The following is a 22,971-nucleotide window of genomic DNA, read 5'->3' as shown; positions in this document are numbered from 1 at the left end:
AAGTATCTCCTCACCGACGCCTACGAGGTGAGCTGTCGGGTTCGGGCCAATGAGTTGCCCGGCCGTGCGCACCTGCGCACAACTTCACCCCAAGCCGTATCCGTTCGTCCCGTTCACGGATTCCGCCGATGCGGACTCCGGAGGGACGGCCGGACCCGGCACTTACCTGGGTCCCCCGCTCCTGCCTACGGCGCTTTTACGCGTCGAATACAACCCATCGACCGATGACAGGATTCGGCGTGGCGGTCGAAGGGGCCCGCGGTGCGAGCGGTTCTGACCGAAACACAGATCCCCCCGATATTCAAAGATGAACATCGGAGGGATCTTGTCCCATTCGGCCCCCATCGGGACGCATTTACGCAGGTGAGGGACGGCGTGGACGGAGCGGACAGTCCGAACCTCCGGCGAGTCGGACGAGAGTCATGTCTCACCGATGCCAAATCCGGACATAGTTGGGCCAACTAGCCCTGATTCTGGTCGAGATCAAGGGTCTGGCCAGGAATGATGAGATCCGGGTCGCTGCCGACCGTCCGGTGATTCGCGGCGTAGAGCGCGCGCCACCCGCCGGGCAGATCATGCGCGTGGGCGATCGCCCAGAGGTTGTCACCCGAGCGGACGGTATAGCTGTGCTCCGAACCGGCGTCGTCGCGCTCCGGGCTCTCCGAGCGCGAGGCATGCCGGCCCGAGTCCTCGGGCCGGGCCGAACCGTTCAGCGGCTCGTCGGCCCGGCCGCCGCGGTGCTTGCCCGCCTTCTCGCTCTGCGAGGGTGCGGACGAGTCGTCGGAGGCGTCGACGGACGCGGTGGACCGCGAGGGTTCGGGAGACGCGGAGTCCGACGGATGATCGGTGGCGTCCGAGTCCGATCCGGAGTCGGAGGCGGAATCGGACGGCGAGGGCGAGGCCGTGCCCGAACCGGAGTCCGAGTGCGACCCGGTGGCCGGGTCCGAGCTCTTCGGAGTGCCGGTCGAGCCGGACGACGAGTCCGAGGGGGCGGGGCTCGCGGTGTCCGGGGCACCCGGGTCCACCAGCGGCGCGGTGGCGTCGCCCTTCGTCAGCCCGGAGATGGTCGCGCAGCTGAGCCAGGGCTTGGCACCCTCGGCCGCGTACACCTTCTCGGCCACGGCTATCTGCTGGGACCGGCTGGCGAGGTCGGGGCGCGATGCGTACTGACCACCGCCGTACTGGTCCCAGGCGTCCTGCGACAGCTGCAGTCCGCCGTAGTAGCCGTTGTCCAGATCGGCGCTCCAGACGCCGCCGCTCTCACAGAGCGCTACCCGGTCCCACGTGGTGGCGTCCGCGGCGTGTGCGCCGGCTGCGCCCAGCAGCGGAATGGCGATGGCGGATCCCGTGACTCCCGCCGCTACAACGAGGGCAGGAGCCTGGCGGGGTCGTCGATGCCGACCGTTCCCGGTGCGCATGCGGTGGCCTTCCGTGTGACGGATGATTCGAACGGTGAAGGTAGCCGTAGTCGAACGGCGATCACAAGTCGATGCAGCGCAGATCACGTGAAAGTCACAGTCCTGACGGATCGTCACTTTTTATGACGGGTGAACTCCACCGGAAGCGTGCGCAATCCACGCATGATGAGCCCTCCGCGCCAGCGCAAATCGTCAGGATTCACCGCAAGTCTCAGCTCGGGCAGCCGGCGCAGCACCGTGGCGAGAGCGGTCTGCGCCTCGAGCCTGGCGAGTGGGGCTCCCAGGCAGTAGTGAATGCCGTGTCCGTACCCGAGATGCTGGTTGTCGGCGCGCGAGAGGTCGAGCGTGTCGGGTTCGGTGAAGCGCTCGGGGTCGCGGTCGGCGGCCGCGAGGACGACGAGAACCGGATCGCCCTCCGCGACGGCCTGCCCGCCCAGGGTCAGCGCCTCGGTGGCGAATCGCCAGGTGGCGAGCTCAACCGGCCCGTCGTAGCGCAGCAGTTCCTCCACCCCGGTGGCCAGCAGTCCGGTCTCACCGGCGGCCAGCGAAGACTGGAGGCGCGCACGCTGTTCCGGGTTGCGCAGCAGCGCGTACACACCGTTGCCGATGAGGTTCACGGTCGTCTCGAAGCCGGCGAAGAGCAGGATGAACGCCATCGCGGCGGCCTCGTTCTCCGTCAGATGCTCCCCGTGGTCACTGGCCCGGATCAGACCCGAGATCAGGTCGTCGCCCGGATTCTCCCGCTTCCGGTGGATGAGCTCGGCGAGGTAGTTCCGCATCTTCTTCACCGAGCGTGCGACACCGCCGCGGGGCCCGCCGCCGTGACGGATCATCATGCCGGCCCAGTCCCGGAATTCGTCCTGGTCCTCACGCGGAACGCCCAGCAGATCGCAGATCGCGTAGATGGGGAGGGGGAAGGCGAACTCATGGATGAGGTCCGCCTCGCCCTTCTCCACGAACCGGTCGATCAGCTGATCCGTCAGCTCCTGCACCCGGGGCGCGAACAGCGCCACCGTGCGCGGGGTGAACGCCTTCGACACCAGTCGCCGCAGCCTGGTGTGGTCCGGCGGGTCGATGTTCAGCAGATGCGTCATCAGCTCCGCCTTGCGCTCCCCGGGGATGCCGGTCTTGCCCTTGGCGTGCGGCGACTCGGCGTGATGAGCCGGGTTCTTGGACAGCCTGGGTTCGGCCAGCGCCGTCCTGGCGTCCTGGTAGCGGGTCACCAGCCAGGCCTCCACCCCGCTGGGCAGCGTCGCCCGGTGCACGGGGGCGTTCTCCCGGAGCCAGGCGTAGGCGGGGTAGGGGTCGGTCGCGAACTCCCAGGTGAAGAGTTCGGGCTGCGGTCCCGCGGTCATCCGCGGGCGCCTTCTGCGGCCAGGATCGCGTCCCGGTACGCCCGCGCCGCGGCGCGCAGCGCGGCCTCGGGGTCGGTGCCCTCGGCCTCGGCCTCCGCGGCCATCGCGAGCAGCCGGTAGCCGACCCCCTCGCCCTCGGGGAGCGGGACCACGAGGCCGCCGCCCCGCACCCGGGATGCCAGCTTCGCCGCGAGGGCCAGCGCGGGCTGCCCGACCGGCACCCCCTCCGTCACCGACGCCCGCTGCTTCTCGGCCGCCTTGGTGCGGTCCCAGTGGGCATGGACGTCCTCCGCCGTCTCCGCGGTCTCGTCGCCGAAGATGTGCGGATGGCGGCGGATGAGCTTCTCCACGAGACCGCCGGCCACATCGTCGACGGAGAACGGCTCGTCCTCGTCCTCCTGAGCGATCCGCGCGTGGAAGACGACCTGGAGCAGCACATCGCCCAGCTCTTCCCGGAGCTCGTCACGGTCGCCGTCCTCGATCGCCTCGACGAGTTCGTACGCCTCCTCGATGAGGTACTTGGCGAGCCCCTGATGCGTCTGCTGCGACGTCCAGGGGCACTCCCTGCGCACCCGGTCCATCACCTGCACGAGGTCCAGCAGACGCGCACCCGGCAGGTCGTAGGAGCCGGGCAGCAGCTCCAGGTCCGGCATCTGCACCCTGCCGCTGCCGGCCAGCCGGGCCAGTCCGTCGGTGAGACGCCGGTCGCCCTCCCCCGTGGGAAGGACCACGACGGTGCGGCCGCCCGCGCACTCCCCGACGAGCTGCTCGGCGTCCGGTGACAGGTGCTCGGCGGTGATGCCGGCCTCCCGCAGATACGGCAGCTGGGGATGGCCCTCGTCCGGGCACAGCACCCGGTCGGCGTCGCGGAGCAGCTGCCAGGCGGGCCAGGACAGCAGCCCCGGCGCGACCCGGTGGCTGGTGGTGAGCAGCACGATACGGCCGGGGGTGTCAGGGGTGTCGGGGGTGTCTGATGCGGTCACCCGTCGAAACTACCCCGCCCCGCGAGTGCCATGGCAGGCGGTGTTTGCCCGTGGAGGAGGGACCTGCGCGCACGCCGCGACGGGACTGCCCTCAGGCGCCCGTCGCCGCGGACGGCGCCTTGGTGACCTGGGCGATCCACGGGGCCTTGTAGGGGCCGAGCTGGCTCTTCCTGGAGTCCCAGACGCCGTAGCGCGGATTGACGTCCACACCCAGCGACTTGGAGGCCTTCGACATGGCCTGGAGTACCGACGCCTGCCCCTGCGAGGTACCGAGGTCGGCGCCGAGGGACTGGGCCAGCTTCGAAGCGGTGACCTGTTCCTGGAGTGCCTGGTCGATCTGGCCGGGGGCGATGCCGTTCTGCTGGAGGTAGACCTGCCGCAGCCGCGCCTCGCTGCCCGCCTGCTTGACGAGCTGCGCCCGCGCGTCCTGCACGTCCTTGCGGGAGACCGTCGCACCGGCATCAGCAGCGGCCTTCGCGAGCACCCGGTCGAAGATCATGCTGCCGAGCTTCATCCCGCTGAGATTGTTACTGCTCTTGATCATCTCGGCGGCCTGCGGAGACTTGTTCTGTGCGTCGCGTACGGCCTTCACCTGCGCCTGGACGGAGGCGACGGTGATGCGGTCCTTGCCCACCACGGCAGCTGCCCCCGGATGCGCCTGACTGCCGCAGGCGGCGAGGAGAGGGGCCGCGGCGACGAGAGCGGCGGATACGGAGAGCGCAGTGCGACGGCGGCGGTGCAAAGGAGCCTCCTGGCGGCGAGTTTGTGCTTCGGTGCACAAGGCCTTGCGGGAAATGATGTTAGGCACTCGGCGTGGCCGGGGCCACTGGTTCGACCAACGATTCGGAGGCTTCCCGGTTGTCGGGGCGAAGCATGATCATCCGCGAGACGACAAAAGTGATGGGTACGGCGGCCCCCGCGGCGATCAGCGGGGCGTAGTGGCTGCTGAGGTGGACGAGGTCGACGAGGACGTACACACCGCTCGTCGTGATCACGAAATTCGCCGCGTTGGTCAGCGGGAACAGCAGGAACTTCCGCCAGGTCGGCCGGACCCGGTAGGTGAACCGGGCGTTCAGGAAGAACGAGCCCACCATGCTCAGGCAGAAGGCCAGGGTGTGGGCCGCGAGATACGGCAGCCCGGTGAGCAGTGCGCGGTAGCACGCGTAGTACGTGCCGGTGTTCACCACGCCCACGCAGGCGAAGCGGAGCATTTGCGCGAGGCGGCCGGTCATCTGCGTACGGGCTCCAGGGGTGCGGGGCCGCCGGAGGCCGCCAGGTTCGCCACCACCGTGTCACCCACCTCTGCCCAGCGGCAAGCGGGCAGGCAGGGCCCGGCGCCGCAGGCTGGACGCGGCCGCTCGCCGCGCCCAGCCTGCGAGCTTGCTGTGCACCGCCGTCGTCCCGGTCCGGTGCCTCCCGGGACACCGGCATCCGTGCCGGCGGCGGCGCGCATCGGCATGCCCCGTGTCGAGGGCCCGGTCAACGCCCGGACGCGTAGGCCAGGAAGTCCGCCCAGGGACCGCGCGAGAACGCGAGCCGCTCGCCGTCCCTGCTCTTGGAGTCCCGCACATGGACCGCGCCCCGGGCAGCCGCGATCTCGACGCAATCATTGCTGTCGCCTGCGCTGTAGCTGCTCTTGAACCACTGCAGTTCGGTGGTGGTCATGTCTCACCCAGTGCTTTCTCGATGAAGGCCATCGACTCCCGTGGCGTGAGAGCCTGCGAACGGATGATCCCATAGCGCAACTCAAGGATCTGGAGCTCTTTGGGATCGGAGATCAGGTAACTGGCCAACTGCGCCTCCGTGTACCCGACCGTAGACCCGTCCCCCAGCTTCAGCACCTGAATCTGCCCGCCCATTCCCGCGTGGTCCTCGCGCTCGGTCGGCATCACCTGAATCTCGACATTACGCAACTCCCCTACCGCGCCCATGTGTTCCAGCTGCCGGCGCAGCACATGCCGGCCACCGAGAGGGCGCCGCAGGATCACCTCCTCCAGTACGAAGGTGAGCGTGGTGCCCGCCCGTCCGAAGATCTCCTGGCGCCCCATGCGCGCTTCGACCTGGCGGTCGATCTCGTCCGCCGAATAGCCGGGGCGGCGCATCTCGAACAGTGCGCGGGTGTACTCCTCCGTCTGGAGGAGGCCCGGCATGTTGTGGTTGCTGTACGCCCCGAACTCGACGGCGGCCGCCTCCAGCCTCGCCAGGTCCCGCACCTTCTTGGGGTACCGGGCCTCCGCGACGTCCTTCTTCATCGCGGCGATGATCCCGTCGGCACCCAGCGCCGCATCGGCCCGGTCCAGGAACTCCGGCCTCGGCACCCGGCGCCCGCGCTCCACCGACGAGACCTGCTCCTCGCCGTACCCGACCGCCTCGCCCAGCTCCGACTGCCGCAGGCCCGCCCGCTCCCGCCAGAGTTTGATCTGCCGGCCGACCGCCTTCAGTACGGCCGCCGACTCGTCGTCCGTCGCATGCTCCATGCCGTCCACCTCCACACGGGGGTACAGAAACCGGACGGCTCCGGACAGCACCCGGACAGTGACGCTCCGTACCGGCGCCAGGCCTGTTCAGAGTAAACGCGACCGACCACGCTGAGTGACGTGAATCAGGAAATCACCGCCGCCCCCGCCCCCGTACGGCAGTTCAGCGTGCTGCTGTCCGCGACCCGCCGGGGCGCCCGGCTGGCGCGTCTGCTCAGCGTGCAGCAACTCATCGACTGGGAGCTGCCGTTCGATGCGGCAGCGCACGTCGTCGCCGAGCTCGCCGCCAACGCGGCCACGCACGGTCAGGTGCGCGGCCGGGGTTTCCGTCTGACGCTCTCGCTGTGCGGAGGACGGCTCCGTATCGAGGTGACCGATCCGCGCCCGGAGCGGCTTCCTGGCCTCCGCCGGCCGGACACCGGGCATCCGGAATCCGGCAGGGGCCTGCTGCTGGTGGAGGCGTACGCCGACCGCTGGGGCGTCGACGGCGGGCCGTCCCCGTGCAAGACGGTCTGGGCCGAGCTGGACATCGGGCCCTGAGTCACCCGGCCCCTCCCTCGCCTCGTCACCCACACGAGTGATCGGCATCAACTCCGCCGGTGATCATGGGATTTGGTAGGGCAGGGTCTGCGGAACCACCTGAACCCCCCGCACGCACCGACCACCGGCCGGCCCCCCGCGCCCCCGGCTCCCGGCTGCCCCTCCCCGCAGCGGACAGCGGCCGGGTCACCGGTGCCGTGTCCGACCGGCCCGGAGCGCGGCATCCGACCCCACCGCCGTACCGCGCGCCCCGACCACCTCGCTGCCCCAGGGGCCTCCACACCGCCCGGCACGCCTCCTCCTCCCCCCACCCCCACCCACCGACTCCCACCCCGTTTCCCGCCATCACTCCCGGACCGTCCGGCCCGGTCCGGGACCGCGACATCCGGCCCGCTCCGGACCTGAGGCGACCGCGACCCGCACCTTCGGTGTCCCGGGCCGGGCCGCTGCCGGGACTGCGACGCGCGGGTCACGGCGGATTCGCGGCCGAGCGGAGACAGGCTCCGCCGGGGCACAATCAACCGAACTCTCCCGTGAGCAATCATGAGCACCCGAGGAGCAGCGAGCCATGAGCCACCTGGACGCCCGGCCACTGATGTTCGTCGTATCCGGCCCCAGTGGTGCCGGAAAGGGAACGGCGCTGCGGTTCCTCACCGAGAGGTCCCTTCTCCAGCGGGTCCCCACGTACACCACCCGGCAGCCGCGCGAGCACGAGAAGCCGGGGGAGGACTACGTCTTCGTGAGCGAGGAGGAATTCTTCCGGCTCCACGACGAGGGGACGATCTTCGAGTACACCCGGACCTACTCGGCCAGCTACTACGGCTCCCCGCAGCGACTGCTCGCCGACGGCCAGTCCGGGCCGCTGCTGACCGAGCTCGATCCGGGCGGCTTCGTACGGGTGAGGGCCGCCTCCCAGCGCCGGGTGATCGGCATCTTCGTGACCACCGCGTCCGAGGACGAGCTGCGGCACCGGTTGCATCTGCGCGGCCAGGGTGACGAGGCGAACCAGCGGCTGCGCATCCGCACCGACCAGCTCACCTGGGCCTGGGTCTACGACTACGTACTCCTCAACGAGGACAGGGAACAGTTCCTCCGCGACCTGGAGACGGTGGTGCGCAGCGAGATCCTGCGGTCGGACGGGGCGCGGCGGATGCTGGAACTCAAGGCCGAATCGAACCCGACCCTGCTGGACGCCGAGGATTCCCGGAAGAACTCCGGGTGAGCTGTCGATCCGGGCGTCTTCCGTTCGACGCATGAGTGAGAGGCGGAAGAGCCCCCGCCCTCCACACCGAGGAGTCACCATGCCGCGCTTTCTGACACTGATCCGCATCGACGAGCAGAACGCCCCCACCGAGGACCCCGGCCCCGAGTTCGAGAAGCGGATGGCCGCACTCCTGGAGGAGATCACCAGGGCAGGGGTCATGCTGGACACCGCAGGCCTCACCCCGGCATCCGAAGCGACCAGGGCCACCTGGTCGGACGGCAAGGTCAGCTACACCGACGGGCCGTTCGCCGAGGCCAAGGAAGTCGTCGGCGGTTACTCCCTCATCCAGGCCAAGGACAAGGCCGAGGCACTGGAATGGGCCAGGCGGTTCCTCCAGATTCACCCGGCGCACTGGAACCTCACGGCCGAGGTCCGCGAGATCGCCGAAAACTGATCCGCCCGGACCGGAGGGCCCGGACCGCGTCCCGCCGCCCGCTCCGCGCGTCGGGGCGGTCCGGCACTCCCGTGACGACCCGGCTGACATGCGACTGCTGACAGGAGTCTTGACGTGAACGAGTCAGGGCTATAGACAACTAGCTCCAGAGAGCGCTCTCAGAGATTCGGCCTGCACACGGTCCCCCACCCGGTCAGGAGAAGGTCATGCCGAGCGACGGCTCACCGCTGACGTTCCGTCGGTACAGGCGGCCGGCACCGCCGTACTCACGGGTGCGGCTGTCGCGCCCCCAGCGCTCCCCCCTGACGTGCCCGGAGCCGGACCCCACCCGCGGCACGGAAGCATCCCCCCACCTCAGGAGAACCCGTATGTTCAGCGGACAGACACCGGAGCAGGACCGGATACCCCGTCATGGAAGCGGCGGCCACCGATCGCGGCGCTCCAGGACCCGGATGGCGCTCGCCGCCCTGGCCGTCGGCGCGCTGGCCGCGGCAGGACTCGGGGTCGTGGCTTCGCCCGGCGGCGCGGCCACCCCCACCGCGGCTCAGGCCGCTGCCCCGGCCGGCGTGCCCGCGCCGCCCGCCGGATTCACCACCACCTGGAGCGACGACTTCAACGGCGCGTCCGGCAGCGGACTCGACACCGGCACCTGGAAGTACGACACCGGCCCCGGCAGCAACTTCGGCACCGGTGAGATCGAGACGATGACCGACTCCACGTCGAATGTCTTCCAGGACGGCAACGGTCATCTCGTGCTGCGCGCCAACCACGACGGGACCGACCCCCGTTCGGGCTGGACCTCGGGGCGCGTGGAGACCCAGGCGGCCACCTTCGGCGCTCCGGCCGGCGGTGTGGTCGAGATGGTGTCGTCCATCCAGCAGCCGGACGTCAGCACCGCCAACGGCGCCGGCTACTGGCCCGCCTTCTGGATGCTGGGCTCCACCCTGCGCACCGGCACCACCTGGCCGACCTCGGGCGAGGTCGACATCATGGAGGACATCAACGGCCGGAGCTCCGTCTTCGGCACCCTGCACTGCGGTACCAACCCCGGCGGCCCCTGCAACGAGAGCACCGGCATCGGCAGCGGTGAACACCCGTGCGCGGGCTGCCAGACCGGCTACCACACGTACGCCGTGCAGATCGACCGCTCGGTCTCGCCCGAGCAGATCCGCTACTACCTCGACGGCAACCAGTACTTCAGCATCGACTCCACCAAGGTGGACGCAGCGACCTGGTCCAGCGCCGTGGACCACCCGTTCTTCATCATCTACGACCTCGCCATGGGCGGGGGCTTCCCCGACGCGTTCGGCGGCGGGCCCAACGCGGCCACCGTGTCCGGCGGTCAGATGAACGTCGACTACGTCGCGGTCTACAACAAGACCCCCTGAGCCCTGCCGGCATCCGGTCCACCGAGGGGAAGGGGCGCCCGGCTGGGACGCCCCTTCCCCTCGGGCACGGGGCGCCGGGCGGCGCGTGAGGGTTACTTCACGACGACCGCGACCGGGGCGTCCCAGGCGTCCCGGTCGATGGTGAGGGTGCCGCCGGTGTGCGTCACCTTCTTGTTGACGGCGAACTGGTGCCCGCGGCGATGGCCCGTCCACAGCGTCGAGGCGTAGGGGAAGCCCTTGGTGGTGGAGTACACGTCGTCGTACCGGGCGTACCAGAGAATCTCCGGCAGGTCGGTGCGGGTCTTGGCGTCGGCGACCACGGCCGCGCTGGAGTTGCTGAAGCCGTAGAAGCCGGACCAGTACCCCTTCGCCTTGACGGTCTTGTCGAACGAGCGGATGTACGTGAGGACGGTGTTCACGCACGACGTGTTCGCCGGGTCGAAGTACTCCATGTCCAGATAGACCGGGCTGCCGGCCTTCATCCCGAGTGCGGCTTCCTTCGCCACGGCGTCCGCGGCGTCGGTGGCGGCCAGCGATGTGGCGTTGGCGGCCGTCATCTTCTCGGGGTTGTTGCTCGTCTGGCACGGCGGCTGCGCGCCGACGTACAGCGGGATCAGCTTCCAGCCGGTGGCGCTCACCGACTTCACCCAGGACGCGGTGAGATTCGGCTGGGCACAGCCGCGGTTCCTGCCCCCCACGTAAACGGCGGCTCCCCGGTAGACCGACGTCGCGTACCAGCCCTTCATGGCCGTCAGTGACGGTGCCGCGCAGGTGTCGAACGCGTGCCCGGTGAAGATCTGTGGTGCGGGCCGGGCGGCCGTGGTGGCGGTGGCGGACTCGGCGGCGAACGCACCGCCGGCCAGCACCCCCAGACCTGCCAGGGACATGGCGATATAGCGCCGCTTTTTGGATATGCGGTGGTGGGGCACAGAGACCTCGACGGTTCTCAAAGGGAAGGAGAGTGAGCCGGACGGGCACAACGGCAGCCGTTCCGGCGGCAGGTCACGATCTCACGCGCCGCTGAAGCACAGCCGTTCGGTGAAGGAGCTGTGCCAATCCATGGCGGAAGCTTGGCGTGTCCATTACCTAGCGGCGGCTCCCTCACCCCACCTGATGAGCGGCTTCGCGCCGGACGCCGTCCGGCCCTCATGCGGACCGGCACCTGCCGGCAGCCGCGGGCGGGCCACCCTGCGCCGCGCCGCTACCTCCGCCGCATCTCCTGATTGCGCTGCAGTGCCCGCCGCAGCTCGGCCGGCAGCGGGTGGTGCGGGCCGTAGAACCGCTCGGTGTCGTAGAGCAGCTCCTCCAGTTGCCGGTGCGCCTCCATGTGCTGTCCGAGCGCCGGCAGCAGATGTCCGATGCGGTGCCGGATCTCGAAGGCGCGCGACGGGTCGTTGCCCGTCGCGTACTGGTTCTTGTAGTAGGGCAGCAGCGCGCGGTACTCGCCGAGCGCGGCGGCCGCGTCGCCCAGCTGCTCCAGGCACTGGGCTGCGTCGAAGCGGAACTGCAGCGCCTGCTGGTCGGCGACGCCTGCCTCCGACGTGCGTATGTCGGCGAGTCCGCGCAGTTCGGGCAGGGCACGGCGGTACTGGCCGTCGTCCATCAGGGTGGCCGCGTACTGCTTGCGCAGGATCCGGACCACCGGGGAGTGTTCGCCGTGCTGCTCGACCGCGACCGGGAGGATTCCGCCGAGGATGTCCACCGCCTGGGTGATCCTGCCCTCGCCGAGCAGCTTCTTCACCTCGTCGACAGCGGCCGCCACATCCTTCCTGGCGGGCGGCGGGGCGGGCTGCGCCGCGGGCGGGGTGGTGGCGCGGTCGGGCCAGGGGGCGTGCGGGCGCAGGAAAGGACGCGTCGGGTCGAGCGGGCCCGACGGACCGGCGCCACGTGCGGGCAGCAGCGGGACGAGGTTCTCGTACACCTCCTGGGCGCTCGCAGGGCGGTGCTGCGGGTCTTTCGCCAGCAGGCGCAGAACGAGGTTCTCCAGCTGCGGCGGCACCTCGGGCCGGGTACGGCGGACCGGCACCGGCGGCTCGTACAGATGGCGGTGGAGTACTCCGAGCGCGGTCGATCCGGAGAACGGCACGTCCCCACTGAGGAGTTCATGGAGGACCACGCCGAGGGCATAGAGGTCGGTGCAAGGGCCGACCGCACCGCCCATCGCCTGCTCGGGCGCCATATAGGCGGGGGAACCGATGGGGGTCCCGGTGTGGGTGAGGCGGGTGGTGTCGGTCTCGGTGTCGAGGACCGAGGCGACGCCGAGGTCGAGAACGGTGACCGTGCCGTCCGGTCTGATCATGAGATTGCGGGGCTTGAGGTCGCGGTGCACGATCGGCACCGCGTGCACGGCGGAGAGCACCGCACACAGTTGCGCGGCGACCGACACCGCCCACGGCCAGGGGTAGGGGGTGTGCGCGGCGAGATGGTCGGCGAGGTCGGATCCCTCGACGTGCTGCATGACGAGATAGAGGTCGTCGTCGTCGCTGCCGGCGTCGTGCACGGTGACCAGGCCGGGGTGGTCGACCTGGGCGGTGACCCGGCACTCGCGGACGAAGCGGCGGCGCAGCTCCTCGGCGTCGGCGGAGCCGGCGACCCGGTCGGGGCGCAGCAGCTTCACCGCGACACGGCGGTCCAGCCGCTTGTCGTACGCCGTCCAGACCTGGCCCATGCCGCCCTGACCGAGGACCGAGGCGAGCTCATAGCGTTCGGCGACGAGACGTCCGCCCGTCAACGGCCCTCGCCCTTGCCGTCGGTGTCCTTACGGAGCAGGTCGCTGAGCTCGTCCAGCTCGGCGCGGACCTGGTCGATACGGTGCGGGGGCCGGTCCGCGGACAGCGGGGCCGGGGTGTGCGGGGGCCGCTGCGGCATCTGCGGGTGCTGGGGCTGCGGGTGCTGGGGCTGCGTCTGCTGGAGGCGGGGCTGTTGCGGCTGCGTCTGCTGGGGGTGTGTCCCGGGATGCGGAAGCGGCACCGGGGTCTGCCGCGGATATCCGTAGCCGGCCTGCGGCTGCGTCTGGGCCGCATACCCCTGCTGGGGCGACGCGAAGTAGGCGGCGGGCGCCTGCCTTTTCCGCTCCATGTCGCGGATGTCGAAGATCACGAAGTAGACGGCGCTGCCGGCCCCGAGGAGCAGCACACAGGCGAGCGCCACATCGGTCCGGTGATCCGTCTCGGGCAGCGCGCCGATCACCGCGAGGCCGCCGATGGAGACCGGCAGGCTCAGCCAGGCCATCGCCCAGTCGTACCAGCGTCCGCGCATGATCGCGATCCGGAACAGCGGCAGGCAGGCGAGCATTCCACAGGTCAGGAACGAAGCCACGGCGAAGCCCACGCGCATGGTGATGCGGGCGCCCTCGCCGGGCGCGGACGGCGCGGGCGGCGCGGGATTGGGGCCGAACATGGCTGCTCCAGGGAACCTGATGGGACGTGGATTCGAGCGTATACACCGACACCGACAACCGGTCAGCGGTTGTACGGAACCGTTGTCCGACCGATCACATCAACTCACACCAGGAGGTGCCGCGAATCCCCGGGTGCACATCGGAACCGGCCACCGGGCAGCCGTCCGCGCCACCCGTGCCTCCCCACGCCCGTCCGTCCGTCAGCCGGTGGGCAGTTTCTCCTTCGGGCAGCCCGACAGGACCCGCTTCATGGCGTCCCGCTCGGCACCGGTCACCCACAGCCCGTACTTCTTCTTCACTGCCACCTGGCGGGCCACATAGCCGCACCGGGACGGCTTGTAGGCGGGCAGCCAGGTCGCGGTGTCACCGTCGCCCTTGCTGCGGTTGGTGGACGAGTCCACGGCCAGCAGGTTCAGCGGGTCATTGGCCAAAGCCGTCCGCCTCGACTTGTCCCACTGCTGGGCGCCCTTCTGCCAGGCGTCGGAGAGCGCGACCACATGATCTATGTCGACCTTGCTGTGTCCGCGCACGAACTTCACGGTCGTCCCCGTGTACGGGTCCCTGACCAGCGTCCCCGATGCGACCTGGCAGTCGCCCTTGTCGTACTGGACGTTCCGCAGGTCGCGTTTGAGCACATCGTCCCGGGTCGGGCAGTGGTTGTGGTCGGTGTCCGACCAGGCACTGCCGAACTCCTCCCGCTCATAACCGGTCTTGGGCGCCCGTCCCTTGACCGGAAGGGCCTCGGCAGCGGCGAGCGCGGATCCGTGCGCCGCCTTCCCGGCCGGGCCCGCCGGGGCACCCGACGCATCGGGCGCGGCGAGCCCCCCGTCCTTGCATCCCGCGAGAGCGAGCGCGGCGGCGGCAGCCGTGGCTGCGGAGAGAACGAGACGTGTACGTATCAAGGCGGGCCGTCCTGGCGGTAGTGGGCCGAACCACGCAATCCTAGAGACAGCTGCCCCGGGCCCCGGACACCACACCCGCGCGCGGTCCTGGACCACCGCGCACGAGCCCGGAGGCCGCCCTCCGGGAGACGCCGTTCAGCAGCCGCCGTCCGGAAGCCGCCCCGACGGAACCGGCGTTCACCGGCTGCCGTCCGGGAAACGGGCCCCGGCACCGCCGTTCGCGAGCAGCCGGCAGCCCGGGACCCGTCGTTCAGGACCCCAGGATCGTCGTCAGGAACTCCCCGGTCCACGACAGCAGTTCACGCCCCACCACCGGCTTGCCGCCGATCCGGCCTGCCGTCGGACGCGGCACCAGGATCTGATGGGCCGCCGCCTTGATGACCGTACGCGGATGGAGACGCTTGAGGCGCAGCTCCTGCGACTCCCTCAACTCCACTGGAGCGAAACGGATGTTGGACCCCTGCAGCACGATCTCGCCGACGCCGCAGGCCCGCGCCAGCATCCGCAGACCGGCCACCAGCAGCAGGTTCTCGACCTGCTCGGGGAGCTTGCCGTAGCGGTCGGTGAGCTCCTCCCGTACCGCCTTGATGTCCTCCTCGGAGTTGGCCGATGCGATCGACCGGTACGCCTGGAGGCGCAGCCGCTCGCCCGGGGCGTACTCGTGCGGGACATGCGCGTCGACCGGCAGCTCGATCTTGACCTCGAGCGGTGGCTCCTCGTCCGCACCGCCGTCGACCGCGGTGCGGTAGTCGGCCACCGCCTCGCCGACCATCCGGATGTACAGGTCGAAACCGACACCGGCGATATGGCCGGACTGCTCACCGCCGAGCATGTTGCCCGCGCCGCGGATCTCCAGGTCCTTCATCGCCACATACATACCGGCGCCCATCTCGGTGTGCTGCGCGATCGTCGCCAGCCGCTCGTGAGCGGTCTCCGTCAGCGGCTTCTCCGGCGGGTACAGGAAGTACGCGTAACCGCGGTCGCGGCCACGGCCCACCCGGCCGCGCAGCTGATGCAGCTGGGACAGACCGAAGTTGTCGCCGCGCTCGACGATCAGGGTGTTGGCGTTGGAGATGTCGATACCGGACTCGACGATCGTCGTGGACACCAGCACATCGAACTTCTTCTCCCAGAAGTCGACCACGACCTGCTCCAGTGCGCTCTCGCCCATCTGACCGTGCGCGGTCTGGATGCGGGCCTCGGGAACGATCTCGCGCAGCCGCGCCGCTGCCCGGTCGATCGAGTCGACCCGGTTGTGGATGTAGAAGACCTGGCCCTCCCGGAGCAGTTCCCGGCGGACGGCGGCCCCGATCTGCTTCTCCTCGTACCCGCCGACGAACGTCAGCACCGGGTGGCGCTCCTCGGGCGGTGTGGTGATCGTCGACATCTCCCGGATGCCGGTCACCGCCATCTCCAGGGTCCTGGGAATCGGCGTCGCGGACATCGTGAGGACATCCACATTGGCGCGGAGCTTCTTCAGCTGCTCCTTGTGCTCGACACCGAAGCGCTGCTCCTCGTCGACGATGACCAGGCCCAGATCCTTGAATCTGGTCTCCGACGAGAACAGCCGGTGGGTGCCGATGACCAGGTCGACGGAGCCGTCCCGCAGGCCCTCCAGCGTCGCTTTCGCCTCGCTGTCGGTCTGGAAGCGGCTCAGCGCCCTGACGACCACGGGGAACTGTGCGTACCGCTCGGTGAAGGTGCCGAAGTGCTGCTGGACCAGGAGCGTGGTGGGCACCAGGACCGCCACCTGCTTGCCGTCCTGCACCGCCTTGAACGCGGCACGCACCGCGATCTCGGTCTTGCCGTAGCCGACGTCGCCGCAGATCAGCCGGTCCATCGGAACCGTCTTCTCCATGTCCTCCTTGACCTCGGCGATGGTGGAGAGCTGGTCGGGCGTCTCCACGTACGGGAAGGCGTCCTCCAGTTCGCGCTGCCAGGGCGTGTCGGGGGCGAAGGCGTGGCCGGGCGCCGCCATCCGCGCGGAGTACAGCTTGATCAGGTCGCCGGCGATCTCCTTGACCGCCTTCTTGGCGCGGGCCTTGGTCTTCGTCCAGTCGGCGCCGCCGAGCCGGTGCAGGGTGGGGGACTCGCCGCCCACGTACTTGGTGACCTGCTCCAGCTGGTCGGTGGGGATGTAGAGCCGGTCGCCCGGCTGGCCACGCTTGGCGGGGGCGTACTCGACGAGCAGATACTCACGCGTCGCGCCCTGCACCGTGCGCTGCACCATCTCGATGTAGCGGCCGACACCGTGCTGCTCATGGACGATGAAGTCGCCCGTCTCCAGAGTCAGCGGGTCGATGGTCTTCCTGCGGCGGACCGGCATCCTGCCGAGGTCCTTGGAGATGGTGCGCTGGCCGGTGAGGTCGGTCTCGGAGAGCACGGCCAGCTTGATCGCCGGATCGATGAACCCGTAGTCGATCGACCCGCAGGACACATGGACGACCGAGGGGGCGAGCTCGGCGAGGTCGGAGTCCAGCCGGGCGGCGATGCCCTCACCGCCGAGGACCTCGACGGTACGGGCGGCGGGCCCGTGGCCCTCCGTGATGTACACCGTGCGCCAGCCGTCCGCGATCCAGCCCTTGGTGTCGGCCAGCGCACGGGCGGTGTCTCCGCGGTACGACTCGGGCGCGTGCATGCCCAGCTTGATGGTGTCGCCGCCGAGGTCCTCGTCCGCGGCGAAGGGACTCACCGACCACCACATCATGCCGAGCTCGCGGGCCCGGTCACGGACGTCGGCGATGCCCCACAGCGACGCGGCGCCCAGGTCGATGGGCGCCTCCCCGCCGCCCGCGGTCGCCGCCCACGACGCCTGGAGGAACTCCTGCGACGTGGCCACCAGGTCGGCGGCCCTGCTCCGCACCCGCTCCGGATCGCACACCACGGTCATCGCACCCGCGGGCAGCACATCCAGCAGCAGCTCCATGTCGTCGACGAGTACCGGAGCCAGCGACTCCATGCCCTCGACCGCGATGCCCTCGGCGATCTTGTTCAGCAGCTCGCCGAGCTCCGGGTGCTGCTGCGCCAGCGCGGCGGCCCGCTCCCGTACGTCGTCGGTCAGCAGCAGCTCACGGCAGGGCGGCGCCCACAGACCGTGCTCGGCGATCTCCAGGGAGCGCTGGTCGGCGACCTTGAAGTAGCGGATCTCCTCGATGTCGTCGCCCCAGAACTCCAGCCGCAGCGGGTGCTCCTCGGTCGGCGGGAACACATCGAGGATGCCGCCCCTGACGGCGAACTCTCCGCGCTTCTCGACCAGCTCCACCCGGGCGTACGCGGCGGCCGCCAGCGCCTCGGTGATCTGCCCCAGATCCGCCGACTGCCCGGAGCGCAAGGACACGGGTTCCAGATCGCCGAGCCCCTTGACCTGCGGCTGGAGCACCGATCTGATCGGTGCGACGACCACGCTGACCGGTCCGGCCGCCGGGTCGTCGGCGCGCGGATGCGCCAGGCGGCGCAGCACGGCGATCCGCCGGCCCACCGTGTCCGACCTGGGCGAGAGCCGCTCGTGCGGCAGTGTCTCCCACGACGGGTAGTCCACCACCGAGTCCTCCAGGCCGGCCGGCATCAGCGAGCGCAGCGCGGCCGCCAGATCCTCGGCCTCCCGTCCGGTCGCGGTCACCGCGAGTACGGTCCGCCGGGTCTCCCGGGCCAGCGCCGCGACCGCGAAGGGCCGCGCGGCGGGCGGGCCGACCAGATCGACATGCGTACGGTGCCCGTCGGTGGCGGCCTTCACCGCTTCGGCGAGCGCGGGGTCCGAGATGGTGGCATCGAGCAGACCGTGCAGGCTCATGAAGAACGCTTTCCGTCGTGGGCAACGCGAACGGCCCGACACGTGTCACGGGCCGGGGTTCTCCAGCGTACGGCGCTTTCCGCGTGGTACAGCATCTCCCGCCCTCCCCCTCCATGCCCCGGCCGTCAGGTCCGGGGCGGCCGGGCGATGTCCCGAAACGCAACCGCCACACGATTCCTGGGCTCGATCGCGACGTAGAGCACAGAATTCAGCGCCACCGCCACCCGCTTCAGCAACGGAATGGTGGGCATACACTTCCCGCGCTCAAGACGAGATATAGCCGCCTGACTCATTCCGGACACCCGCGCCAGCTGCGCCTGGGTCATGCCGACCTCTCGGCGGCGCGCTCGTACAGCGAGACCGAAGGGCTTCTCCAGGTCATCCTTCGAGTCGTTGCTGACAACATTATCCGCCAGTCGGCTCCCCATGAAACTTCCCCCCATTTCCAGCCCAGGCACCGCGCCACGGCACGGACCAGCCGTGGAAACTGTAAGCGGACTCTCGGGGCGCTACTGGCGGTTGAGGTAAATCTGAGCTTCGAACGACGTTCCGGCTCGGCCAACAACTTGTCGCCGATTCAACCACTCATTGACATTGCCACCCCATCGTTCGGCATGCCGAGAAACGCATATACCAAAATCGGCATACGCCATAGCTGAGCGTCGAAAACCCAGGTCAAGAGGCATGGAATATTTGGTTCCACTTATCGACCACCACCGGATTCGCCAAAACTGTTTGCCACGGACTCACAGCAATGTAAAGATCCACGCTGTCACCGAGCGGATATGGAGTGCAACATTGAACACACTTCGCAGTTTTCACGGAATCGCCCTCACTGGCGCCATCATTCTCACCACAGCTGCGCCAGCACTCGCGGTCGCACCTCCTGCAACCGTGTCGGCCGCTTCCTCGATCAGCAAGACAGCAAAAGTGAACAAACTCAAATCCATCACCGGCGACAGTTCGGCATCGCAGGACAGATGGTACAGCGATCTGGGAAACCGGAACAGCGCCGGAATCAAGAAATATGGATTCAACTGGAAGACGGATGGGTGCTCATGGGCCCCGGACACCCTCCCCGGGGGTTATGACTTCAAATTCCCCTGCTGGCGGCACGACTTCGGATATCGAAACTTCAAGAAAACGGTTGGCACGTCCAAGTTCCATCGCGACCACAAGAAGCGGGTCGACAAGGCATTCCTCCGCGACATGCGGTCCGTGTGCAACAGGTTCATCTGGGCCGACCCGTACCCGGCCGCAGCGCGGAAGAGGCTGAAAGCCGCGTGCTTCAAGACGGCTACCAAGTACTACAACACCGTCAAGTCCTTCAACTGACAGAGACCCGTGCGGATACTCGTGGGGAAGCCCCGGGCACATGTGTCCGGGGCTTCCCCACGACAATCGCACTAATCCGAAGCAATCGCGTTCAGCACGTTCATCCGGCCCGCTCGGAAGGCCGGGATCAGCGCGGCGAGCAGTCCCACGAAGGCCGAGGCAACGAAGACGCCAGTGATGGTCAGCCACGGTATTTCCAGCACAGCCATACCTTCGAGAGCGAGCAGCTTGTGCGCTGTGGCCCCCCAGCCCATTCCCAGCCCCAGGCCGAGCAGCGCACCGAAAAGTGCGATGACCACTGACTCCAGTCGGATCATCCGCCGCAACTGCCGGCGCGAGAGGCCGATCGCCCGCATCAGGCCGATCTCCCGGGTCCGCTCCACAACCGAGAGTGCGAGCGTATTCACCACGCCAAGCACCGCTACGACGATCGCCAGCGCCAGCAACCCGTAGACAATGTTGAGCAGCTGACCGATCTGATCCCTCAGGTTCTTCTTGAAGTCCGTCTGATCACGCACCTGGTACTGCGGATAATCCTGCATCGCTCGTTTAAGTGACGCGTAGGCCTGCTTTTCATGACCGTCCTTGGATGTTGCGAACATGACGTCGTTCAACGGCATCCTGTCGACGGGAATGTACAGTTCCACAGTACTGATGTTGAGGTACATGGAACCACGGTCGACCGCGGTGTTATCCGATGTGATGGCCGCTACCCTCAGCTTCGCTGTGTGGCCATCCCCGAAATCGACATCTAGTTCATCGCCGACCCCGACGTGCTTCGCATCCGCGAAATTGTCGCCTACCGACATCGCGTCCCTGCCGTATGCGGCCGCCAGATCACCGGACATCACCTCACGCCGTAGATCCTTCGTATACGAAGGATCTGTAGCGGAGAGCGACGTCGTTTCCTTCGAGCCGTTCGGAGCGGTGATAGTGGCATCGATGGTCTTCATTCTGGTGACATGTTCGAGACCGGGCACCGATTCCATCGCCTTCGCCGCGTCCGGCACAATCGGCTGGTTCTGATCATGTCGGACGATGAAGTCCGCACCCACCGACCTGTCCAGCTCGGACGTGGCCGAAGCCACCATCGACGAGCCGACCACCGACAGACAGGCCACCAGGGCGAGCCCGATCATCAGCGCGGCACCCGTCGCCCCGGTACGCCGCGGGTTGCGCAGCGCGTTGCGCTCCGCCATCCGCCCGACCGGGCCGAACATCCTGAGCACCAGCGCGCTGATCGCCCGGACCACCACCCCCGCGAGCAGCGGACCGATCACCACGAAGCCGACCAGGGTGAGGACCACACCCGCACCGAGATACAGCGACCCCTCGCTCGACTTGTCGGCGCCCGCCGCCAGGAAGAGACCCGCCGCACCCGCACCGGTGAGCACCAGACCGATCCCGGCCCGGATCCAGCCGGCCCTGCCGTCCGCCGGAGTACCGGCGTCCCGCAGCGCGGCCATCGGGGAGGTCTTGCCGGCCCGCCGGGCCGGAACATACGCGGCGACGACCGTCACGATGACACCGAGCAGCATGCCGACGACCGGCGTCGTCCACCTCACCGTCAGGTCATCGGTGGACAGATCCATGCCCACGGCGCCCATCAGCTTCATCAGCCCCACGGCCAGCCCCACACCGGCGCCGACCCCGAGTACCGAACCGAACAGGCCGAGCAGCAGCGCCTCCACCAGCACCGAACGGTTGACCTGCTTGCGGCTGGAACCCAGCGCCCGCATCAGACCGATTTCCCGGGTCCGCTGGGCCACCAGCATCGAGAAGGTGTTGATGATCAGGAAGATGCCGACGAGGAAGGCGATTCCCGCGAAGCCGAGCATCGCGTACTTCATCACCTTGAGGAAGGAGCCCATGGAGTCACGGTTCGCGTCCGCGTTCTCCTTCTGGGTCTGGAACTTGTACGGACCCGGCAGCGCCGACTCCACGTAGCGCTTCAGCCGGATGTCGCTCACCCCGGGCTTGGCGGTGACGGCGATGCTCGTGAAGAGATCGGGTCCGCCGAGCAGCTTCCGCTGCGCCGTCGCGGTGTCGAAGTACACGACGGCCGCACCGGGGTTGGTCACCTTGAACGTGGCGATCCCGGAGATCCTGGCCGTGATGTCACCCGTCGCCGCGATGGTGCGCAGTGTGTCGCCGAGCGCGAGGTGGTGCTTCTTCGCGGTGTCCGCGTCGACCATCACCTCGGCCGCGTTGCGTGGCCCGTGCCCGGAGGTGATCTCCATCGACCTGGCCTCGTGGGAGGTCCAGTTCCCGGCGATGGTCGGCGCACCGGTGCTGGAACCCATGTTCTTGTTGGCGCTGTTGACGACGGTCACGCTCATGCTGGTGACCGCGCCGTCGGCCGCCTCGACACCGTCGGCCGCCGCCACCCGGCGCACGGCGGAGGCCGGCAGCGAGACCGGCTTGCCGTTCCGCGGGGTGTCGTCGGTCTTCGCGGACTTCGGCAGAACCGTCACGTCCGATGCCGACGCCGCGAACAGCTTGTCGAACGTGGTGTTCATGGTGTCGGTGAAGACGAGAGTGCCGCACACGAACGCCACCGACAGCAGGACCGCGATGGCGGAGAGCGCCATCCGTCCCTTGTGCGCGAAGAAGTTGCGCATCGACGTCTTCCAGACGGTCATGACGTCCGCCCGCGCGCGTCGAAGTCCTTCATACGGTCGAGAACCTGGTCGGCGGTCGGACCGTACATCTCGTCCACGATCCTGCCGTCCGCGAGATACAGCACCCGGTCCGCATACGAGGCGGCCACCGGGTCATGAGTGACCATCACGATGGTCTGGCCGAGCTCCGACACCGACTTCCGCAGGAAGCCGAGCACCTCGGCGCCGGCCCTGGAGTCCAGGTTCCCGGTCGGCTCATCACCAAAGATGATCTCCGGCCGTGCCGCGAGCGCGCGCGCCACGGCGACCCGCTGCTGCTGGCCGCCGGACAACTGCGTCGGCCGGTGCTTCAGCCGGTCCGCGAGACCCACCGTCTCCACGACCTGACGCAGCCACTCCGGATCCGGCCTGCGCCCCGCGATGTCCATCGGCAGCGTGATGTTCTCGATCGCGTTGAGCGTCGGCAGCAGGTTGAACGCCTGGAAGATGAAGCCGATACGGTCCCTGCGCAGCTGCGTGAGCTTCTTGTCCTTCAGCCCGGTGATCTCGGTCTCGTCCAGCAGGATCTGACCCGAACTCACCGTGTCGAGACCCGCGAGACAGTGCATCAGCGTGGACTTGCCGGACCCGGAGGGACCCATGATCGCGGTGAACTGTCCACGCGCGATGTCCACATCGACGTGGTCGAGCGCGACGACCCTGGTCTCCCCCGATCCGTACGCCTTGACGACCTGCCGCGCTCGCGCGGCAACGGCCGTTCGCCCTCCAGTGCCCCCGTGCCTGGGAATGGTCACAGCCGTTGTCACGGTCAGTCTCCTCGGTCGGTCCATCACGTCCGGTCACCCGGTACACCTGGAGTCTGTCGAGCCCAGGGCGCCGGCACACTGGTGCGTGTATCCGTCTCCGCCCTGGGGTTTTCCCCACCCCGGCCCCGCGGACGGACGGCTGCACCAGCCATGACAAAACGTTAAGGAGCGGACCGCCCCTTTCTCCTCCTCCGCGTGGACGAACGTCCCCCGGCCATGAGTAGGGGTCGGGCCCTAGGGGTCGTCCACCTCCGGGTGGACGACCCCTCAGGGGCGGACTGCACCCTCACCCGGCCGG

The 22,971-nt window shown here is 68.8% G+C and carries 20 protein-coding genes and 1 riboswitch; of the genes, 5 read left to right on the top strand and 15 right to left on the bottom strand.

From position 1 onward, the window contains the following. Positions 1-2: 2 nt before the first annotated feature. Positions 3-203: riboswitch (cyclic di-AMP (ydaO/yuaA leader) on the bottom strand. A 258-nt stretch (positions 204-461) separates the two neighbouring features. The 7 genes from OHS16_RS18660 to OHS16_RS18630 form a co-directional block, all read right to left on the bottom strand. Further along, a complete protein-coding gene (locus tag OHS16_RS18660) occupies positions 462-1,418 on the bottom strand; it encodes a transglycosylase family protein (protein WP_328538348.1) in 957 nt (318 codons plus the stop codon). A 113-nt stretch (positions 1,419-1,531) separates the two neighbouring features. Then, entirely contained in the window at positions 1,532-2,773 is a 1,242-nt protein-coding gene (locus tag OHS16_RS18655) for a cytochrome P450 family protein (RefSeq protein ID WP_328538347.1), read from the bottom strand. Beyond that, complete coding sequence (locus OHS16_RS18650) at positions 2,770-3,756, bottom strand: nucleoside triphosphate pyrophosphohydrolase (RefSeq protein ID WP_328538346.1); 987 nt, start codon at positions 3,754-3,756, stop codon at positions 2,770-2,772. Before OHS16_RS18650 ends, OHS16_RS18655 begins: the two co-directional genes overlap by 4 nt. 91 nt (positions 3,757-3,847) lie before the next feature. After that, positions 3,848-4,498 carry a SurA N-terminal domain-containing protein gene (locus OHS16_RS18645; protein ID WP_328538345.1) on the bottom strand — a complete coding sequence of 217 codons (651 nt, stop codon included), beginning with the start codon at positions 4,496-4,498 and terminating at the stop codon, positions 3,848-3,850. A gap of 58 nt (positions 4,499-4,556) precedes the next feature. After that, on the bottom strand, positions 4,557-4,988 hold the full coding sequence (locus OHS16_RS18640) for a GtrA family protein (protein ID WP_328538344.1): 432 nt from the start codon (positions 4,986-4,988) through the stop codon (positions 4,557-4,559). Positions 4,989-5,235: 247 nt separating this feature from the next. After that, positions 5,236-5,421, bottom strand: a complete 186-nt coding sequence (locus OHS16_RS18635; protein WP_328538343.1) for a DUF397 domain-containing protein — start codon at positions 5,419-5,421, stop codon at positions 5,236-5,238. Then, positions 5,418-6,233 carry a helix-turn-helix domain-containing protein gene (locus tag OHS16_RS18630; protein WP_328538342.1) on the bottom strand — a complete coding sequence of 272 codons (816 nt, stop codon included), beginning with the start codon at positions 6,231-6,233 and terminating at the stop codon, positions 5,418-5,420. The genes OHS16_RS18635 and OHS16_RS18630 overlap by 4 nt, the downstream gene beginning before the upstream one ends. 120 nt (positions 6,234-6,353) lie before the next feature. On the opposite strand from OHS16_RS18630, the gene OHS16_RS18625 reads away from it, so the two are divergent. From OHS16_RS18625 to OHS16_RS18610, 4 genes are all read left to right on the top strand, one after another. Further along, the gene (locus OHS16_RS18625) at positions 6,354-6,773 is read left to right on the top strand and encodes an ATP-binding protein (RefSeq protein ID WP_328538341.1); all 420 of its coding nucleotides are present in this window, start codon (positions 6,354-6,356) and stop codon (positions 6,771-6,773) included. A gap of 568 nt (positions 6,774-7,341) precedes the next feature. Next, positions 7,342-7,995: a guanylate kinase gene (locus OHS16_RS18620; protein ID WP_328538340.1), complete on the top strand. Its 654-nt coding sequence runs from the start codon at positions 7,342-7,344 to the stop codon at positions 7,993-7,995. 79 nt (positions 7,996-8,074) lie between these two features. Continuing rightward, positions 8,075-8,431 (top strand): YciI family protein, encoded by a 357-nt coding sequence (locus OHS16_RS18615; protein WP_328538339.1) that lies wholly within the window; start codon positions 8,075-8,077, stop codon positions 8,429-8,431. A 368-nt stretch (positions 8,432-8,799) separates the two neighbouring features. Then, positions 8,800-9,819 (top strand): glycoside hydrolase family 16 protein, encoded by a 1,020-nt coding sequence (locus tag OHS16_RS18610; RefSeq protein WP_328538338.1) that lies wholly within the window; start codon positions 8,800-8,802, stop codon positions 9,817-9,819. A gap of 92 nt (positions 9,820-9,911) precedes the next feature. On the opposite strand, the gene OHS16_RS18605 is transcribed toward OHS16_RS18610, so the two are convergent. The 6 genes from OHS16_RS18605 to OHS16_RS32150 all read right to left on the bottom strand — a co-directional run bounded on the left by OHS16_RS18605 (position 9,912) and on the right by OHS16_RS32150 (position 18,339). Beyond that, positions 9,912-10,706, bottom strand: coding sequence for a glycoside hydrolase domain-containing protein (locus OHS16_RS18605; protein WP_443042780.1), 795 nt, complete (start codon positions 10,704-10,706; stop codon positions 9,912-9,914). Positions 10,707-11,020: 314 nt separating this feature from the next. After that, positions 11,021-12,550, bottom strand: coding sequence for a serine/threonine-protein kinase (locus OHS16_RS18600; RefSeq protein WP_328538337.1), 1,530 nt, complete (start codon positions 12,548-12,550; stop codon positions 11,021-11,023). Then, on the bottom strand, positions 12,547-13,218 hold the full coding sequence (locus OHS16_RS18595) for a hypothetical protein (RefSeq protein WP_328538336.1): 672 nt from the start codon (positions 13,216-13,218) through the stop codon (positions 12,547-12,549). The genes OHS16_RS18600 and OHS16_RS18595 overlap by 4 nt, the downstream gene beginning before the upstream one ends. Positions 13,219-13,419: 201 nt before the next feature. Beyond that, the gene (locus OHS16_RS18590; RefSeq protein WP_328538335.1) at positions 13,420-14,121 is read right to left on the bottom strand and encodes an HNH endonuclease family protein; all 702 of its coding nucleotides are present in this window, start codon (positions 14,119-14,121) and stop codon (positions 13,420-13,422) included. A gap of 250 nt (positions 14,122-14,371) precedes the next feature. Further along, a complete protein-coding gene (gene mfd, locus OHS16_RS18585) occupies positions 14,372-17,911 on the bottom strand; it encodes a transcription-repair coupling factor (RefSeq protein ID WP_328538334.1) in 3,540 nt (1,179 codons plus the stop codon). 125 nt (positions 17,912-18,036) lie between these two features. Continuing rightward, on the bottom strand, positions 18,037-18,339 hold the full coding sequence (locus tag OHS16_RS32150; protein ID WP_443042646.1) for a helix-turn-helix domain-containing protein: 303 nt from the start codon (positions 18,337-18,339) through the stop codon (positions 18,037-18,039). A 256-nt stretch (positions 18,340-18,595) separates the two neighbouring features. On the opposite strand from OHS16_RS32150, the gene OHS16_RS18580 reads away from it, so the two are divergent. Further along, positions 18,596-19,246: a phospholipase A2 gene (locus OHS16_RS18580; protein WP_328538333.1), complete on the top strand. Its 651-nt coding sequence runs from the start codon at positions 18,596-18,598 to the stop codon at positions 19,244-19,246. A gap of 71 nt (positions 19,247-19,317) precedes the next feature. Here OHS16_RS18580 and OHS16_RS18575 read toward each other — a convergent pair whose 3' ends face one another. Together OHS16_RS18575 and OHS16_RS18570 are read right to left on the bottom strand one after the other, a co-directional pair. Then, positions 19,318-21,888 carry an ABC transporter permease gene (locus OHS16_RS18575; RefSeq protein ID WP_328538332.1) on the bottom strand — a complete coding sequence of 857 codons (2,571 nt, stop codon included), beginning with the start codon at positions 21,886-21,888 and terminating at the stop codon, positions 19,318-19,320. Further along, the gene (locus OHS16_RS18570; protein WP_328538331.1) at positions 21,885-22,673 is read right to left on the bottom strand and encodes an ABC transporter ATP-binding protein; all 789 of its coding nucleotides are present in this window, start codon (positions 22,671-22,673) and stop codon (positions 21,885-21,887) included. The genes OHS16_RS18575 and OHS16_RS18570 overlap by 4 nt, the downstream gene beginning before the upstream one ends. Positions 22,674-22,971: the final 298 nt, after the last annotated feature.

Origin of the sequence: Streptomyces sp. NBC_00344 (assembly GCF_036088315.1) — a bacterium.
Taxonomy (GTDB): Bacteria; Actinomycetota; Actinomycetes; order Streptomycetales; family Streptomycetaceae; genus Streptomyces.
The sequence above is the reverse complement of the archived record's forward strand: the minus strand, read 5'-3'. Positions and strand labels throughout refer to the sequence as shown.

Bases quoted from the DNA above. Each gene is read 5' to 3' on its own strand.
- OHS16_RS18660 (WP_328538348.1), bottom strand. From the start codon at position 1,418: ATGCGCACCGGGAACGGTCGGCATCGACGACCCCGCCAGGCTCCTGCC.
- OHS16_RS18655 (WP_328538347.1), bottom strand. From the start codon at position 2,773: ATGACCGCGGGACCGCAGCCCGAACTCTTCACCTGGGAGTTCGCGACC.
- OHS16_RS18640 (WP_328538344.1), bottom strand. From the start codon at position 4,988: ATGACCGGCCGCCTCGCGCAAATGCTCCGCTTCGCCTGCGTGGGCGTG.
- OHS16_RS18635 (WP_328538343.1), bottom strand. From the start codon at position 5,421: ATGACCACCACCGAACTGCAGTGGTTCAAGAGCAGCTACAGCGCAGGC.
- OHS16_RS18630 (WP_328538342.1), bottom strand. From the start codon at position 6,233: ATGGAGCATGCGACGGACGACGAGTCGGCGGCCGTACTGAAGGCGGTC.
- OHS16_RS18620 (WP_328538340.1), top strand. From the start codon at position 7,342: ATGAGCCACCTGGACGCCCGGCCACTGATGTTCGTCGTATCCGGCCCC.
- OHS16_RS18615 (WP_328538339.1), top strand. From the start codon at position 8,075: ATGCCGCGCTTTCTGACACTGATCCGCATCGACGAGCAGAACGCCCCC.
- OHS16_RS18610 (WP_328538338.1), top strand. From the start codon at position 8,800: ATGTTCAGCGGACAGACACCGGAGCAGGACCGGATACCCCGTCATGGA.
- OHS16_RS18605 (WP_443042780.1), bottom strand. From the start codon at position 10,706: ATGTCCCTGGCAGGTCTGGGGGTGCTGGCCGGCGGTGCGTTCGCCGCC.
- OHS16_RS18595 (WP_328538336.1), bottom strand. From the start codon at position 13,218: ATGTTCGGCCCCAATCCCGCGCCGCCCGCGCCGTCCGCGCCCGGCGAG.
- mfd (WP_328538334.1), bottom strand. From the start codon at position 17,911: ATGAGCCTGCACGGTCTGCTCGATGCCACCATCTCGGACCCCGCGCTC.
- OHS16_RS32150 (WP_443042646.1), bottom strand. From the start codon at position 18,339: ATGGGGAGCCGACTGGCGGATAATGTTGTCAGCAACGACTCGAAGGAT.
- OHS16_RS18580 (WP_328538333.1), top strand. From the start codon at position 18,596: ATGGAATATTTGGTTCCACTTATCGACCACCACCGGATTCGCCAAAAC.
- OHS16_RS18575 (WP_328538332.1), bottom strand. From the start codon at position 21,888: ATGACCGTCTGGAAGACGTCGATGCGCAACTTCTTCGCGCACAAGGGA.